The sequence below is a fragment of the Microvirga sp. 2TAF3 genome (assembly GCF_052114965.1).
Classification (GTDB): domain Bacteria; phylum Pseudomonadota; class Alphaproteobacteria; order Rhizobiales; family Beijerinckiaceae; genus Microvirga.
The window spans coordinates 1-1,111 of record NZ_JBFRFT010000055.1 but is presented as its reverse complement, the minus strand read 5'-3'; the positions used below and the strand labels follow the sequence as shown (position 1 = coordinate 1,111).

At 62.9% G+C, this 1,111-nt stretch carries 1 protein-coding gene and 1 pseudogene; both read right to left on the bottom strand.

What is annotated here, in order from left to right:
• Nucleotides 1-168: pseudogene (locus tag AB4Y97_RS20970) on the bottom strand (ABC transporter substrate-binding protein); the annotation flags it as partial.
• A gap of 228 nt (nt 169-396) precedes the next feature.
• On the bottom strand, nt 397-1,111 hold a 715-nt coding region (locus tag AB4Y97_RS20965; RefSeq protein WP_442000969.1), incomplete at its 5' end, for a transporter substrate-binding domain-containing protein.

Genomic DNA, 1,111 nt, shown 5'->3' with positions numbered 1-1,111 from the left:
GGCGAGGTCGATCTCGAACCCTTCCAGCTTGCCGCCGGCGCCGGTGAAGTTCCACGGCGCATAGGCGCCCTCGGTGGCGATCTTCACGGTCTTGTCCTGGGCCACGGCGCCACCCATCGCAAGGGCGGAAGCCAGGAGGCCAAGGCTGATTACCTTGAACATTTTCATCGTCGTTCCCTTATTGTCAGCTTCGGTCGAGCCGCTTATCGGCGAGGGCCGGAGCCTGGGTTCCGGCGATCATCCGCTCGCTGAAAGCTAACATTCAAAAGCCAAGCCAGCGCAAGTCCCAATCATACCGAATAAGCTGGCGGCAATGGCGTTTTCGGTCGCAGTCACCCTTAATTCATACAGAAAGGCGCGGCTTGAGCCGCGCCTCCTGATCTGTGCATAGCCAGCTTAGCTCTGGGGCGTGGTGTCGATCTTGAACCACTTCAGGGAGAGCTTCTTCACCGTGCCGTCCTTGATGGCGGCCTGGATCGCGTCGTTGAAGGACGCCTTGAGGGCCTGATCCTCCTTGCGGACGCCGACGCCGACGCCGGCGCCGAGCATGCCGCCGGTGATGGACGGGCCGACGAGGGCGTAGTCCTTGAACTCGGGCTTTTCGAGGGTGCCGATGATGGCCGTGGCATCCGCGAGAACCGCGTCGATGCGGCCTGCGGCGAGGTCGAGGTCATGCGCCTCGGTGGACTTGTACTCGCGGATCTCCGCCGTGCCCTTCAGGTACTTGTCGGCGAAGTTCGCGTGGATCGTCGAGCCCTGCACACCGACGGTCTTGCCCTTCAGAAGCGGCTTGACGGCATCGATCGCCTTTTCGGCGGCGGCCTGCTGTGTGCCGAGGTTATAGGCTTCGCCCGTGCCCGGCATCTTCGCCAGCGGCGAGTTCTTCGCCACGAGGAAGCCGTTCGGGGAATTGGCGTAGGGACCCGCGAAATCGATCACCTTCTTGCGGTCGTCGGTGATGCTCATGCCGGCCATGATGGCATCGTACTTCTTGGCGTTGAGCGCCGGGATGATGCCGTCCCAGTCCTGGGCCACGATCTCGCACTTCACCTTCATGCGGGCGCACAGGTCGTTGGCGAGGTCGATCTCGAACCCTTCCAGCTTGCCGCCG